The sequence below is a fragment of the Acidovorax sp. 107 genome, assembly GCF_003058055.1.
Lineage (GTDB): Bacteria > Pseudomonadota > Gammaproteobacteria > Burkholderiales > Burkholderiaceae_C > Acidovorax.
In genome coordinates this window covers 1,261,972-1,275,055 of record NZ_QBTZ01000001.1, presented here as the reverse complement: position 1 = coordinate 1,275,055, position 13,084 = coordinate 1,261,972, and the positions used below count along the sequence as shown (strand labels likewise).

Sequence of the window (13,084 nt, the reverse complement as noted above, 5' to 3'; positions counted from 1 at the left end):
CACACCGGATTCCTAGATTCGAAGCCCAGCCTTTCGGCTGTTCGGTGCGGTCGGCACGAAGAACCCGGTTGGCCTCGTTGCCACCGTCTTTCCTGAGTTCATCGCCCGCGACGGTCAGGAGCGCGCGAACGGACGCCGTCAAGGAAACAAGCGCAGGGTGGGTGCGGCCCGCAGGCGCAGCCGAGGACTCGGCCCTGCGCGCCTTGATGGCGCACGGGCGCGGGCTACAGTCGCGAGCAAGGTGATGGAGTCAGGGAAGACGGCTGAACAAGGCAACGGCCATCCCTGTGTGCCGACCGCACGGCAAGCGAAGCGCGCAGGCCTGGATCTGGAAATCCGGGCCGGAGGCGTCAGCCGAGCAGCGCGAGGGGACGATGGAAGCTCGACAGGGGCGAAACCCCGCAGGGGGTTCGATGCGCAGCACGACAGCGCGACCGGCCATGCGCTCTTGGCCGGGGACGTCCGAATTTCTACGCGAATTAAACGACCTCCGCGAAACGAACGCTATGCTTGCAACACCAACAGCAGTACTTTCGATTCGATGATGAAAACCACCAAAAAGCAGAACAAAGGGAAGTCAGACTACTTCTCCGCTGGTAAGCCGGTGCATCGGCTTTCCTATTGCGCCTTTCTGGATGTCCTGGGCTTCTCGGAAAGGATTCGCGCCAGCTACAAGGACGGTAGCGCGGACGAGCTACTTGAGAGTTTTCACAAGATTCTCGCCAGGAGCATCGCCCAGATCAAGAAGAGCACCGATGATTCAATGCTCTACTTCAAATCATTCACTGACAACGTGGTGCTGGCCCACCCCCGGTTCAGCGACGACATGGAGTCCGAATTCGGATTCATTCTTTGGGCTATCAACGAATATCAGTTTCAGATGGCGTTGAATGGCTTCTTCATCCGCGGTGGCCTGGCTGTAGACCAGTTGTTCATGGACGAGAACAGTGTGTATGGTGCGGCGTTGCTGGAGGCGTATCGCCTTGAGAGCAAAGTAGCCGTCAACCCTGTCGTCGTCCTGTGCGACAACACGATGAAGCTGGTGGACAAGCACCTCACTTACTACTCCGGTGAGATTGCACCTCAACTCAGGCATGTACTGAAAGGCCCTGACGGTCGCTATTTCCTGAACTATCTGACGGAGTGCATTATTGAGGGTGATGATCGAGAGTATCTCGATGCCAAATCCCTTCGCCTGCACAAGAAGCAGATCGAATCGGCGCTGAATGCCTATACGGCAGTCCCAGCGGTCTTTTCAAAGTTCGCGTGGCTCGCCGCATATCACAACTACTTCTGCGACATTGTTTCCAGCTACCCGGAATACAAGGACTCGCTGAAGGTTTCCTCAGCGTTCGCCGCCACCCAGTTCCAACGTCTCGCCAAGAAGAAATAAGCTGCCAATGCAACCCACCAAGCTCTATGTCATTGGAAACGGGTTCGACCTATGGCATGGGATTCCTTCGAGCTACGCTCGGTTCAAGGAATACGTACGGCAGCGCGACCGGGACCTGTTCGATGCCGTCGACAGGTATCTTCCGGCTGACGAGGACTGGAGCGATCTTGAATCCGCGTTGGCTGACATCGACGTGGACAGCATCATCGACGATCTCGACCAATTCATGCCGTCTTATAGCGCCGAGGACTGGAGTGATGCCGGGCACCATGACTTTCAGTATGAGGTCGATCTGGTGGTGCAACGACTTTCGACCGAACTCAGGGCGCGGTTCGGCGAGTGGATACGATCATTGGTGATTCCGACATCTGGCACAGCGACACAGCACTTGCGAAGCATCGACGCGAATGCCGCCTTCCTGACCTTTAACTACACCTCGACGCTTGGCGACCTTTACGCCGTGCCTGACGCCCATGTACTGCACATCCATGGCGAGGCCAGGATGCAGGACAGCGAGTTGATCCTGGGGCATGGGTGGAATCCGACGCAACGCCGATCCCTCAATGATCGGCCCGACATCGAGGACATCGACACACGGTTGATGGAAGCCCACGACATCCTGGACGACTACTTCTCCAGGACATTCAAACCATCAGAGCGCTTAATTCGCGAACATCAACCGTTCTTTGACCAGCTCGGCGCAGTCGAGACAGTGCATGTACTGGGGCATTCTTTGTCCGATGTAGACATTCCTTATGTTCAGGCACTGCTGCGGGTGCCCAGCGTTGCCGCCGCCCATTGGTATGTTGCTTGCCGCTCGGAGCAGGAGCGATCAATGAAATACGGTCGACTGGTCACGCTTGGGGTTGATGCTCAGCGAGCTGCGGCCGTTCTTTGGAGCGACTACAAGCAGGCACAGTAAGGCGAGGCCACACCTGACTACCGTATGGTGATCACTACGCGGTCATGCTGCACAGCAATGCTGCATCGCTCGGGAGGTCGAAATCTAGGCCAAAGTCTCTACGACCCATCCCTTACCTTGTAGCGCCACGATGCAGTCGGCCGAGACCCGTGTTTGATTGACCGCCAAGCACAGAAAGCTCGTCGGTCTGGACATGCCCACGTAAAGGTTGCGGAACTGCGAAAGGATGGACTCGGACATTTTGGGGTCACGCAACTTGAGGCCCGCCAGCACCGGCAGAGCCTCTGCCAGATCGAAGCGGCGGCTGGGGTGCCCGAGCGACTCCAGAACCAGGGTAGCAAGGTGGGTTTCACCCTTCATTGACGCCACGGTGCCAATCTCGATCTCAACCAACCGGTCGCCACGCTTAACTTGGCATGCCCGCTGGTTGGCTTCTTGTTCAGGCTGCATTTCTGGTGCCTGGAACACAGGCAGGGCCTGAAACTTCGCGGTGGACATGCCGACAGGCAGCAGCGGATGAAGGTATTGGGTGAACAACTCGACTGCCTTGGCGCGCCCGGCTTCGGCAGCACCCAGGTTTGAAGCGGTTGCCAACTCCCTGCATAGCCGACGAATGCCCTTCACATCTTGGCCAGCATCAGCCAGACGTCTGAAAAGCTGAGACCCGTCGCGCAGCCCTTTGATGTGGGGCGAGTCCGCTGCACGGAGCACCAGCACGACGGCCCGCTTCGCGTCGGCCGCGCGTGAGTGCATGGAGATGCCGCCAACCCGCAGTTCAGCCGACTGGCTCAGTAGCGACCACAAACGCTCGGAACGTCCGCCATTACCCTTGGACTGCTCAAGGTAGGCAGGCCAATAGTCCAGCAGCGTTCGTCCGGGTGTCTGCTGCTTGGCGTCGCCCTGCTTGCGGGTACAGAGCGCCTTGATGTGCCCACGGCGAAGCTGCTCGTCGTTGAATCGGTCTAGTACCAGATTGCCGAAACGATTGAGCACATCGCCTACTCGCTCGGTCGTGTACGTCATCAATGTGGGCGGGTGAACATCCGCCGCGGTACCTACAACGGCGTTTCCACCCACACGCACGCCCGACACCGCGGCGGCAATCTCAGGTCCAAATCTCTTGCTGGTGCTTATCGGAAGCGCGCCCTCTCTGGGGAAGCTCAACTGAGCAAAGTCGCCCTTGCCGACGAGGATGCGCTGATTGAGGTCGCCGTATCGCTGGACAACCACCGACTCGTCGAACAGCCGCGCGAGCAAGGCTTCCTGTTCCCAGGAGGTGTCCTGCATCTCATCCAGGTAGACCAGCGGGAACCTACGCGAGAGCTGCACCTTGATGTCGGGGAAGTTCGTGAGCAGCATTTCTGCGAACGCGAACATGTCCGCGTACCGAAAGACTCCCTCGCTTGTCAGCTGTTCCTTGATTTCCGTGAGCAGTGGATAGCTCTTCGCGGTGGTCTTGGGAAGCGTCCCTCCCTCGCTGTCCAGCACAAGGTCCGCGCCTCTGTAGACCAGCCCGCCCACCAGCGGTTTGACCCCTTCGTCGTTCTGCGCCCAACCCCACAGGGAAGGCTTCTTCATCGCCCGAGCGATGGCCTTCTTGGCAAAAATGTCGTCGTCTATGACATCGACTGTGAGCCCAAGGCTGCGCAGTGCCGGTAGCGCAAGAAAGCGATCTACGAACCCGTGAATGGTCCCGATGAAGTGCGGGTAAGTCAGGAGTCTCGCGCCGACTGCAGTGGCTCCAAGGCGCCGTTCAATCTCCTCCCGCGCAACGTTCGTGTGGCTCAGAACGCAGATGCCGCGCCTGTCGTGCGGCCACTGGCGAGCGAGGAGCAGGAGCTTGGCGGCGAGAACGGTGGTCTTGCCGCTACCAGGTGCGGCGTTAACGTCGCTGGGGCCGGCCGCGAGCAAGACGGCTTGTCGTTCGGCATCGGTGAAGTCTAGGTCGGGAGTGAGGAACTGAAGCTCGGCCAGGTCTTCCGGCGTAATCAATGGGATGGTCATGCCGCGCCGGCCTTCCCGGTCAGCCAGTTCAGCGCGTCCTTCAGGTAGGGCGGCAACTTCTCGAAGAGCGCGGCATCCTTGCCGTAGTTTCCCGTCTCAATCAGGTGGGCGGCGTACTGCGCAGCCACTGCTTTCGAGGCCTTACGAGTTGCCAGGGGCTTGTAAATGAGGGCGGCGAGCGCGTCCTCGGTGTGACCGGCCTTGCTGAGCGCCTCCCACTCGTCATGCGCCGCGGCCATAGCGAGCAGTTCGTCCGCCTCGTCGAGCCGCTCGCCCTTGGCATCAGCCTTCACGGCCAGCTGAATCGCCATGAACATCAATTCGCCGCAGCCGTAGCGCGCCAAGTCATATTCGAAGGTCCACCGGTCCGACACGCAGACGATGGTCTTCCCGCCGGCCGCGCGATCAACCTTCGCTTTCACCAAAGCCGCCAGCTCCTCGGGGGAGTAGTCAGCGTCGAAACGCTTGTTGCCGTTCTTTGGCTTGTCGATGTAATCATTGGCCGCGTCCGGGACGACGTCGCGGTCAGTCAGACAGGCCACTGGAATTGGAATGACCTCGTCTTCCTTCGCACGCTGAAGAATGCGGGCATAGTGGTACAGACCGATGCCGCCAACATTGACCACTGCTAATCCGTGTTTCGAGAACGACATTCCGCAGGCCTTGGCCAGAGCAGGAAGCAGCAGCGCCTCAGCTGGACCTTCTACGACGGCGACGCCCCTGGCGAAGAACAGATTCGCCTTGGTGGCGTCCAAGAATCGACGCAGAAATTCGTAGTCGTTCTTTTTTAGCTTCGTCATCTCGTGCGCAAGGCTATATAGCTGCGCCCGGTGCACTAGGGTCATTGAGGCGATGTCGGCGCCGGCGGCCAGCGAGGGGCTGTGCGTGGTCATCACGACCTGAACCGGGCGCTTGCCATCTAGCGGCTTGTTCGCGCTCTGTTCCAGCAGCTCCTGGACTCGCTCCTGCAACTGCGGGTGAAGGTGGGCCTCGGGCTCCTCGATAAGCAGGAGGGCGAGTTCGTCACCATCACGGAGCAGAACCAGCTCAGTGGCCATGAAGAGCGCATTGTTGTAGCCCAGGCCCCGTCCGCATCGCTCATCGGAATTGATGCCGTCCGACGGCAACAGTCCCAACTCGAACTTCTCAAGAATGGGCTGCAGTCCGAGGTCGGGTGCAATCTGGATACGTGATTCGAGCTTGTCACCAGCGAACGCGAACTTACCGAGATAGTTGTTGTTGATGTCGTCCTGGACGCCCTTGATGACCGGATGCTTTCCCAGGTAGTGCTGGGTGAAGGCCATCAGGCCGACAAGGTTCTCTGGAATCTTGGCTGGATCTGCCTCCTCGAAGTCGTTTTTCTCCTGGCCGGCGATGCTCTTGTGCGCACCGAGAATCTGTGACAGCCGGGATTGGCGCGCGGGCTTCAACTCGGCCTCTGCGTCGCGGAGTGGGCGCAAGTAGGTGGCTCGTACGAGCTCTCGCACGACATTGCCAATCTCAGGACCTATGCCGTCGCGGCAAGCTCGCGTGACGACGTCCACACGCCCACGCTTGTTTTCCTTCGGGGGTATCCACCGCGCCTGCAGATGCAACACGAGGCTGCGGCTTCCATCGGCTTCGTATGTGAGCCATTCAAGCACCGCAGCTTCCTGGTCAGCGTTCAGGTCAACCAGAGTGGCTTCGATAAACATCGACTGGGCGCGGGTGTCACCATGAATGTGAAAATCCTGTTCGAACAGTCGCACAAACTCGTAGCTCGTGGTCCACAGGATGTGGCGAATGGCATCGACGACAGCGGTTTTGCCCGCGTCGTTCTCGCCGATCAGGATGTTCAAACCCGGCGACAAAGTCCAGTCAAGGTGCGGCGCAGTTTTGCCATCGCCGAAGGCGCGGAAATTCTGCGCACGGATTCGCTGTAGATGCATCTATGTCCCCTCCTTGAATTGCATTCTTTGTGTGCCCCATGTCGAACCACAGTGAGAGGCAATGTAACAAAATGCGCTGAGAAGTTTGCATCGGCGCGTAGCGACACAGCCGATGCCGCGCAATTGTCGGCTTTCACTGAACTTGGAATTTTTTTCACTGGGGATGGAATCGTGACCCGTTTTGTGCCGCCCCTCCTCGGGCGTCAATGTGCGGCTTGGTTGAGCCGCTCAGGCGAGTTGGGGAACAGTTCAAGAACTGGAGCGATGCGCGTCCCGACCGCGCCACTTGCGAGAACCGTAGGCGGCAGTTGCCCTGATGGACGCTTCCGGCCTGGGTCAGGCCTTCGGCAGTGGAAAGTAGCGCGTGCCGATGGCCGTTGCCAGCCGCTCGTGCATTGCATCAAAGACGAACTTCCGTTTCGAGATCAGACGGATACACCGCAGGCCCGTTTCGTCGTAGACCTCAAGACGCGCGAGGTAGTCCCGATCAGCGCCGAAGTCGATGTAGACGGGGCAGACTGCATCCAGCCAGGTCCGCCGAGGCCTCACCCAGTCATACTGGTGATGTCCACGATAGGCAGCATTGACCTCCTCTTCAATCTCAGCAATCCCGTGGATCCATCCTCCCCTGATCGCTGCCCGTGTTACAGAGGGATCCTCAGCCAGACATTCCGTGAAGCGATAGAAGATGCCGCGCGCTGCGCCTTGCATGGGCCTGCTCGCCTTTTCCCACACGAGATCTGAAGCGACCTCGGAGGAAGGATCGGGCAACAGGTGGTAGATGTCGAAGTTGTCGCGGAAGCCTCGACCATCAATGACCCACACTAGGTTTTGATAAAACATCTCGCGAGACAGACGCTCGGCGTCAGTCATCGCCGAATGCTGCACCTCAATGACGATACCGTTTGGCGTCTTGATGTCGGCGCGATGGATTTCGCCGTCGGGAGCCACGTGCGAGACTTCGAGCCAGTCTTTTGGAAACTGGCTTTTCCAGTGCCGGTGCCACTCCGTTTCGTTCTCCCACCAAGAGTCGCAATCTCGGCGTCCTTCATGTGCCCAGTGGTGAATGATGCGCGGCCCGCATTTGGCGATAGATCCCCGGCCACACTGAGGGCACACGCCTCTGCCGCTCGGGAACGCCTCGCGCCTCACACCCTCGACTAATGCGAATTGCATTGATCCTCCATGAGGTGAGGCCCCGTCGGGCAACTGGTCGAGGTGCTCACTGCTTTATTGCTTGCTCGGCCCGTGCATCAGGCAAGCCGCCCGTGGAGAAGCTTGCCTGCACCGCCCTTCAGCTCACTACGGTCGAAAAGCTTCCCTCGAAACTGGAAGTCGCGATCAATGCGGACGATAAGCAACTGCTCGAAGTTACCTTGACTTTTGACCGATGCACGGTCGCTGGTTTTCTCTGGCGAGATGGTCTTCACTTCGACAAGCTTGCCACCAATCGTTCCGTCCGATCCCGGCGCATGGGTCGCGTGGCGGCGAAGCCCAAACTTGATCTCAGCGTAGATTTCTCCGAGTTCGCCCCACACCTGTAGGTATCGCCCAGTGTTCGCAAAATGCCGTGCCGCGCAGTCAACTAGATCTCGGAAGATTTCCGCCTGTTCCACGATGCTGAACGGAAAGCCGTCTCTGCTTCCAACAGGCTGGATTGAGCGAGCATCCTCCTTGAGCACGTTTTCGAGCTGCTCGTCGGCCCACTCTCTGTCGACGTATTGCCATTCCCAAGGGGCAACCCCAGAACTCGCGGCTTCAGCGATATCCTCGGCGCTGTAGCCGCGCTCGCGCATTTCGTAGAGAAACTCCCAATCACTCACGATGGCTCCTCGGCTCTCGCCTTCTGATTTTTGACCGTCATCCCGACAGTTTGCGCCAGTTCGGCATAAGCCCTGTTGCCAGCGCAACCACCCACCATTAACGACACGGCCCGTTAGCAAAGCTCACTGTGAGCTCTGCATACCTTGAAGGCGACGAGCTTCATGCAGGGCTGTCAGTTCGCGTCCTCGCACCATTTGCATTTCAGTAGGCTCAGGCAGTTCCTCGAACCAACGAGTCCAGCGCCTTTCGATGGCGGCAAGAGAAATCTCATCGGTTCTCCCGCGTCGCATTTGTGGCTCGACTAGCTGCCAAAGTTCGGGGGCGAGTTCTTTCTCTTCTAACGCACGACGGAACACCCACAAGTACACATCTACAAGCTCAAGTCCGCAACTCTCTGTTCCTGGCGTGACCTTCGGAACACCCTTGTAGTCAATCTCGGGGACCGTCGGTCCTCAGTACGCCCATCTACGCTCCTGTGAGTTTCCCCGATAGCCAATGAAAGCCACCATACCTTCAGGCGATGGCGAGTCATGCGTCGCCGAACACTCACGGAGTTCGACGTGGAAAAAAACCTGTCAGGGAAAATCGGCCGAGACAACGCCGCTCAGATACGCCCGCAGCCCGCAGCCCTCCCGCTGCCTGGCTCAAGCGCCTACGGCGATCTCCCGCAGTTCCCGAAGCACGGCGTTCTGCCCTTCCGCCGCACCATCCGCCGCCATGAGCTGCGGCAAATCGTCCCGTTGGCCGAAACGACCATCTACGAAATGGAGCGCCGCGGCGAGTTCCCCCGGCGCTTCAATCTGACGCCGCGCTGCGTGGTATGGGACCTGGCCGAAGTGGAGGCCTGGATTGAGGAGCGCAAGCAAGCTCCTCGCATCAGCGCGGGTAAGCCGGATGTCCACCTACGAAAAACCCGCCCTGTTCGGGCGGGTTCCGGTCAGGAATGAGGCCGACGACGGACCCCCTCATCCAACAAGAGCTTCCAACTCCTTGGAAGCCGAGCGCGATAGGCGCCGCCCCTCCTTGGCCACATTGACCTGCAAGGCCGCGCGCGCCACCTCCAGAACGTCCTTGGCCAGCGAGTAGTTGCCCTTGGCCTGCAGCCAGGCCAACACATCTGCCAAGTGCCAGATCGACGCAGTGCCCTCATGCACCGGCGTCGGGAAGCTGCCGGGATGGGCCAGCATCAGCTTGCGCATGTTCTGCCGCGACACGCCCACGATGTCGGCCACATCGGTCAGCCCAACCAGATCCGGCGCGACCTCGATCAGACTGGCCGACGGTGCGGCACACCGCACGTCCGCCAGCGCGCTGCGCACGGCCGCGTCCGCACTGTCCGCCTCGCGAGTGAACTCCAGCGCGAGCCGCCCTGGCTGCCCGATGCCGACCAGGGCATCGTCGCAGCCAGCTTCGCCCAAGCGCTCGACCAGCCCATCCGGGTCACGGTCATCATCAGCGAGCTGGTATTTCAAGGTGAAGGTGTATTCCATCGCGCTATTCCTCGGCATCGTCGGCCGCCTCCTGCTGCGTGCGGTGCGTCGTGCAGTTGTCCACGACCCGCCGCAAGGCGCGTGCGTGGTTCCCTGGGTTCTTCGGCGTGCTCCACACGCTAGTGATACAGAACTCGCCGCAACGGCATTCCGCGTCGTTGTACGGGCAGTAAATCCGCCCCCAGGCATGGCTGCCGCCGACTTCCACGCGCCAACCCTGCCCTTCGGCATGCCTGAGTGCTTCCTCGACCTCTTTCTTCGGATGAGAGGAACGGGCCATCAACAGTCTCCAGTATGGGAATGATTGCCAAGGTTGTCAAGTGACAACCTTGGCACTGCTTCAGGCCAACGCACTCAACACCGGCACGACGACGTTGTCCGGCATCAGTTTTGGCACATAGGTCTGCCCGTCAATCCAGGCATCGACCATGCTGGCCCACTCCTGCAGCATGTGGCGCCGCTGCTCGGCGTACTCGGCCTTGTTGTAGATCGAGCGCGAGGAACGCCCCTCCTCGTGCGCAAGGCACTTCTCAATCCAGTCGCGGTTGAACCCGATCTCGTTGAGCAGCGTCGAGCCCGTGCGGCGCAGATCGTGGACGGTGAACGGCTCCAGAGGCAGGCCTGCGGCCTTGGCCCGCTGCGCCACGATCTGAGTGACCCGGTTGAGGGTCGCGTGAGACATGCAACGGTCGGAGTCGTATCGGGACGGCAGCACGAATTTCGAGCCAGCCGCGCAGGTGTGCAGTGCCACCAGGATGTCCAGCGCCTGGCGCGACAGGTAGACCACATGCGGATTGCGCCCCTTCATCCGCTGCTTCGGAATGGTCCAGGTCGCGTTCGCGAAATCAACCTCGTCCCAGGTGGCCTCGATCAGCTCGCTCTTGCGCACGAGCGTCAGCAGGATCATGCGCAGCGCCAGACGGATGGTTGGATACGTGGCCACCGACTCCATCTGCCGCGACATCAAACGGATCTCCAACGGCGACAAGGCACGGTCCTTGGGTACGAAGGTCGCAATTGAGGCCGCGCCCACGTCGGCCGCGGGGTTGTCCACCTTCTCCCCATGCAGGATGGCGAAGGCATAGACCTGCTTCACGATGTCGCGGACATGCACCGCGGTGGCCGGGGCGCCCCTCCCCTTCACCTTGCCGCACAAGGCGCGCAAGTCATCGGCGGTGATTTCGTTGAGCAGGCGGTTCTGGAACGCCGGCAGGATGTCCCGATCAACGATGCTCTTGCGCATCGCTCGCGTGCTGTCGGCCATCCGGGCGCCGGCCAGCCATTGGGCTGTCATGTCGCCAAAGTTCTTGGCGGCGGTCAGGCGGCGCTTCTCGCGCTGTTTCTCGTACGCCGGAGACTTGCCCTGGGCGACGGCCTTCTTCGCGTCCAGCAGCTTTTCACGGGCCATCGCCAGCGAAATCCCCGCCGGTCCGTAGCGGCCGATGGTCAGGGTCTCGCGGCGCCCGTTGAGACGGTAATCGAAGCGGAAGGTGACGGTACCGGTGGGCGATACCGTCACGTACATCCCATCCCGGTCAGAAGCCTTATAAGTCAAGGACTTAGGCTTCAAATTGCGCAGTGCGGTGTCGGTAAGCATCGAGGTTTTTCCTCCTGTTCATGACGGCTTTTACCGTCAGGGGTCAGGAGACCTGCTGATGCCTGGAAAGCCGCATGAAACAAGCTTTCCAGAGGAGTGATTTACCGTCAAAGACCGATTTGGTCTCGATAGTCAACAAGGAGGTCTTAATCCGGCCTCCGGTTTCTACCGTCACCTCTACCGTCAATCCGTTTCGCTGCCCGGCGATAGTCACCGATAGCTTTCGTGACGTATTTCCTTTGAAATCAATACGTTACGTCGGATTTTCGATAGGTGGCAATAGTCCCCGAAGGACCTGATTTCATTCCCACTCAATCGTCGCTGGCGGCTTGCTGCTCACGTCGTAGGTCACGCGGTTGATGCCACGCACCTCGTTGATGATGCGGCCCGACACCTTCTTAAGCAGCGCGTACGGCAGCTCGGCCCAGTCGGCGGTCATGAAATCGCTGGTCTGCACGGCGCGCAGGGCCACCACGTAGTCGTAGGTGCGGCCGTCGCCCATCACGCCCACGCTCTTGACGGGCAGGAACACGGTGAAGGCCTGGCTGGTGAGGTCGTACCAAGTCTTGCCGCTGGCCTCGTCCACAAAGTTGCGCAACTCTTCGATGAAGATCGCGTCGGCGCGGCGCAACAGGTCGGCGTATTCCTTCTTCACTTCACCCAAGATGCGCACGCCCAAGCCGGGGCCGGGGAAGGGATGGCGGTAGACCATCTCGGGCGGCAAGCCCAGGGCCACGCCAAGCTCGCGCACTTCGTCCTTGAACAGGTCGCGCAGCGGCTCCAGCAGCTTGAGGCCCAGCTGCTCGGGCAGGCCGCCCACATTGTGGTGACTCTTGATGGTGACGGCCTTCTTGCTCTTGGCGCCACCGGATTCGATCACGTCGGGGTAGATGGTGCCCTGGGCCAGGAACGTGGCTCCCTTGGCGCCATTGCCTGCCGCCTTGAGCTTGGCGGCTTCGGCCTTGAACACATCCACGAACAGGCCACCGATGATCTTGCGCTTTTGTTCGGGCTCGCTGACTCCTGCCAGCTTGCCCAAGAACAGGTCGCTGGCGTCCACGCGGATGACCTTGGCGTGCAGCTTGCCCACGAACATGTCCATGACCATGTCGCCTTCGTTCAGGCGCAGCAGGCCGTGGTCCACAAACACGCAGGTGAGCTGGTCGCCGATGGCGCGGTGGATCAGAGCTGCGGCAACGGACGAATCCACACCGCCCGACAGACCCAGGATCACTTCCTCATCGCCCACCTGCTGGCGGATCTGCTCGACGGCCTCGGCGATGTGGTCGCGCATGACCCAGTCGGGCGAGGTGCCACAAATGCCGAGCACAAAACGATCCAGCAGCGCCCGGCCCTGCACGGTGTGCGTGACTTCGGGGTGGAACTGCACGGCATAGAAGCGGCGGTCTTCGTCGGCCATGCCGGCGATGGGGCAGCTCTCGGTGCTGGCCATGAGCTTGAAGCCCGGGGGCAGCTCAGTGACCTTGTCGCCGTGGCTCATCCACACGTTCAGCATGCCGTGGCCTTCGGGGGTGGTGAAGTCGGCAATGTCCTTGAGCAAGGCTGTGTGACCGCGTGCGCGCACGGCGGCAAAGCCGAACTCGCGCTTGTGGCCGCCTTCGACCTTGCCGCCCAGCTGGTGCGCCATGGTCTGCATGCCATAGCAGATGCCCAGCACGGGCAGTCCCAGTTCAAACACGGCCTGAGGGGCCTTGTCGGTGGTGTCCTCGTACACACTGGCGTGGCTGCCCGAAAGAATGATGCCCTTGAGCGAACCGTCCTTGGCGTAGTCACGCACCCACTCGTCCGTCACGTCACAGGGGTGCACTTCGCAGTACACGTTGGCCTCACGCACGCGACGCGCGATGAGCTGGGTGACTTGCGAGCCGAAATCGAGGATGAGGATTTTCTGGTGTTGCATGGTGG

The 13,084-nt window shown here is 60.3% G+C and carries 11 protein-coding genes; 3 read left to right on the top strand and 8 right to left on the bottom strand.

What is annotated here, in order from left to right:
- The first annotated feature begins 157 nt into the window (after positions 1-157).
- Positions 158-1,393, top strand: a complete 1,236-nt coding sequence (locus tag C8C99_RS06030; RefSeq protein WP_146186015.1) for a hypothetical protein — start codon at positions 158-160, stop codon at positions 1,391-1,393.
- A gap of 7 nt (positions 1,394-1,400) precedes the next feature.
- A complete protein-coding gene (locus tag C8C99_RS06025; protein ID WP_108625246.1) occupies positions 1,401-2,315 on the top strand; it encodes a bacteriophage abortive infection AbiH family protein in 915 nt (304 codons plus the stop codon).
- An 84-nt stretch (positions 2,316-2,399) separates the two neighbouring features.
- On the opposite strand, the gene C8C99_RS06020 is transcribed toward C8C99_RS06025, so the two are convergent.
- The 4 genes from C8C99_RS06020 to C8C99_RS06005 all read right to left on the bottom strand — a co-directional run bounded on the left by C8C99_RS06020 (position 2,400) and on the right by C8C99_RS06005 (position 8,070).
- A complete protein-coding gene (locus tag C8C99_RS06020; RefSeq protein ID WP_108625245.1) occupies positions 2,400-4,319 on the bottom strand; it encodes a UvrD-helicase domain-containing protein in 1,920 nt (639 codons plus the stop codon).
- A complete protein-coding gene (locus tag C8C99_RS06015) occupies positions 4,316-6,247 on the bottom strand; it encodes an ATP-dependent endonuclease (protein ID WP_108625244.1) in 1,932 nt (643 codons plus the stop codon). The genes C8C99_RS06020 and C8C99_RS06015 overlap by 4 nt, the downstream gene beginning before the upstream one ends.
- A 336-nt stretch (positions 6,248-6,583) precedes the next feature.
- Positions 6,584-7,423 carry a competence protein CoiA gene (locus tag C8C99_RS06010; protein WP_108625243.1) on the bottom strand — a complete coding sequence of 280 codons (840 nt, stop codon included), beginning with the start codon at positions 7,421-7,423 and terminating at the stop codon, positions 6,584-6,586.
- A gap of 77 nt (positions 7,424-7,500) precedes the next feature.
- A complete protein-coding gene (locus tag C8C99_RS06005) occupies positions 7,501-8,070 on the bottom strand; it encodes a hypothetical protein (protein WP_108625242.1) in 570 nt (189 codons plus the stop codon).
- A gap of 573 nt (positions 8,071-8,643) precedes the next feature.
- On the opposite strand from C8C99_RS06005, the gene C8C99_RS06000 reads away from it, so the two are divergent.
- On the top strand, positions 8,644-9,018 hold the full coding sequence (locus C8C99_RS06000; protein ID WP_233247315.1) for an AlpA family transcriptional regulator: 375 nt from the start codon (positions 8,644-8,646) through the stop codon (positions 9,016-9,018).
- 18 nt (positions 9,019-9,036) lie between these two features.
- On the opposite strand, the gene C8C99_RS05995 is transcribed toward C8C99_RS06000, so the two are convergent.
- The 4 genes from C8C99_RS05995 to guaA all read right to left on the bottom strand — a co-directional run bounded on the left by C8C99_RS05995 (position 9,037) and on the right by guaA (position 13,079).
- Positions 9,037-9,561 (bottom strand): AlpA family transcriptional regulator, encoded by a 525-nt coding sequence (locus tag C8C99_RS05995; protein WP_108625241.1) that lies wholly within the window; start codon positions 9,559-9,561, stop codon positions 9,037-9,039.
- Positions 9,562-9,565: 4 nt separating this feature from the next.
- The gene (locus C8C99_RS05990; protein ID WP_108625240.1) at positions 9,566-9,841 is read right to left on the bottom strand and encodes a hypothetical protein; all 276 of its coding nucleotides are present in this window, start codon (positions 9,839-9,841) and stop codon (positions 9,566-9,568) included.
- A 60-nt stretch (positions 9,842-9,901) separates the two neighbouring features.
- Complete coding sequence (locus tag C8C99_RS05985) at positions 9,902-11,158, bottom strand: site-specific integrase (RefSeq protein WP_108625239.1); 1,257 nt, start codon at positions 11,156-11,158, stop codon at positions 9,902-9,904.
- Positions 11,159-11,459: 301 nt separating this feature from the next.
- A complete protein-coding gene (gene guaA, locus C8C99_RS05980; protein WP_056645629.1) occupies positions 11,460-13,079 on the bottom strand; it encodes a glutamine-hydrolyzing GMP synthase in 1,620 nt (539 codons plus the stop codon).
- Positions 13,080-13,084: the final 5 nt, after the last annotated feature.

What these genes read in the sequence shown, in the direction of transcription:
- C8C99_RS06025 (WP_108625246.1), top strand. Translation starts at nt 1,401, where the DNA reads ATGCAACCCACCAAGCTCTATGTCATTGGAAACGGGTTCGACCTATGG.
- C8C99_RS06020 (WP_108625245.1), bottom strand. Translation starts at nt 4,319, where the DNA reads ATGACCATCCCATTGATTACGCCGGAAGACCTGGCCGAGCTTCAGTTC.
- C8C99_RS06015 (WP_108625244.1), bottom strand. Translation starts at nt 6,247, where the DNA reads ATGCATCTACAGCGAATCCGTGCGCAGAATTTCCGCGCCTTCGGCGAT.
- C8C99_RS06010 (WP_108625243.1), bottom strand. Translation starts at nt 7,423, where the DNA reads ATGCAATTCGCATTAGTCGAGGGTGTGAGGCGCGAGGCGTTCCCGAGC.
- C8C99_RS05995 (WP_108625241.1), bottom strand. Translation starts at nt 9,561, where the DNA reads ATGGAATACACCTTCACCTTGAAATACCAGCTCGCTGATGATGACCGT.
- C8C99_RS05990 (WP_108625240.1), bottom strand. Translation starts at nt 9,841, where the DNA reads ATGGCCCGTTCCTCTCATCCGAAGAAAGAGGTCGAGGAAGCACTCAGG.
- C8C99_RS05985 (WP_108625239.1), bottom strand. Translation starts at nt 11,158, where the DNA reads ATGCTTACCGACACCGCACTGCGCAATTTGAAGCCTAAGTCCTTGACT.
- guaA (WP_056645629.1), bottom strand. Translation starts at nt 13,079, where the DNA reads ATGCAACACCAGAAAATCCTCATCCTCGATTTCGGCTCGCAAGTCACC.